Origin of the sequence: Spiroplasma sp. ChiS, assembly GCF_002968355.1 — a bacterium.
Classification (GTDB): domain Bacteria; phylum Bacillota_I; class Bacilli_A; order Mycoplasmatales; family Mycoplasmataceae; genus Spiroplasma; species Spiroplasma citri.
The window spans coordinates 1-1,110 of the sequence record NZ_PUUH01000158.1 but is presented as its reverse complement, the minus strand read 5'-3'; the positions used below and the strand labels follow the sequence as shown (position 1 = coordinate 1,110).

Here is a 1,110-nt window from a genome sequence, read left to right as displayed (position 1 = left end):
AATTAGCAATTAAAACTGGACAAATTAAAAATGTCAAAAAACAAGTTAAAATTAATGATAAAGAATATGCTAAAAAAGAAGCGATTGAAAAACTTACAAATAGCATTTAAAAAAATAACCAATTAAGGTTATTTTTTATTTGTTATTTACAATATAATAATTAATAAAATATTCTACTTTTTCAGAAAAAGTATAGTTTTGTGGTAAATTATTTCAGATTTTTTCTTGCTCTTTATTTAAGTAAAGATTTACAGTTTTACGAACCATACTAGAATAATATATTTTTCTTCTTTGATTATATTTTTCTTTTCGTTTTTTATTATATGTTTTCTTCATAATATTACCTCTCATAATTAGCAATAATAATTGCATCGCGGAGATGATTACTTATTTTTTCATTATTATAAAATCAACCTTTACCATATTGATAAGTTAAATTAGTATCTTTATCATATTTTCATACGCAACTATTATTATATTTACTTAAATTTTCAATATTTTTAACAACTGATTTAGTATATTTTGGTGATATAAAATTAAAAGTAAATAAATTATTTTCAATCGCACCCAGTAATCTTAATAAATCATCACGGTCTTTTGAACCATTAGCATTTGTATATAAGCAATCTTCAATATTTCGTATGTCTGATAAAATTTTACCTTTATTTTTTACATAATAATCTGAATATAAATATTCAAGTATAAATCCATCTATAAACTCAAAATGTTCTTTTCAATCTTTATTTTTAAATTCATGCTGTTTAAYTAATTTATTATCTTCATAAATAACAATACCAGTAGTACCAGTACCTGATGGGTCAATACCTATTTTTATCAAGTTGCTCACTCCTCATCATTATTAACTGCTGGTACTACATTTGAGATATCTTCTTCTTTAACGACATTATCGTTAGTGTCTGCTATTTCTTGATAAGATGGGGTATTTATATTATTTAATAATGGTTCATCGCTCATTTGCCCTTTATTTTTGGCGACATCAATATCTTTAAATGAAATATATTCAAAATTACCATCTTCTTTAATTTCTTTTTCATCTAAATCAATTTCAAAATTACCATCTTCTTTAATTTCTTTTTCATCTAAATCAAT

The 1,110-nt window shown here is 22.5% G+C and carries 3 protein-coding genes; all 3 read right to left on the bottom strand.

Annotated features, from left to right (window positions below; genetic code table 4):
• Positions 1-135: 135 nt before the first annotated feature.
• Positions 136-336: a hypothetical protein gene (locus C6B38_RS04705; RefSeq protein ID WP_105298841.1), complete on the bottom strand. Its 201-nt coding sequence runs from the start codon at positions 334-336 to the stop codon at positions 136-138.
• A gap of 4 nt (positions 337-340) precedes the next feature.
• A complete protein-coding gene (locus tag C6B38_RS04700) occupies positions 341-838 on the bottom strand; it encodes a hypothetical protein (RefSeq protein WP_105298840.1) in 498 nt (165 codons plus the stop codon).
• Positions 832-1,110 (bottom strand): hypothetical protein (locus C6B38_RS10005; RefSeq protein ID WP_162475873.1); only part of this gene is annotated, 279 nt, incomplete at its 5' end. The genes C6B38_RS10005 and C6B38_RS04700, both read right to left, overlap by 7 nt.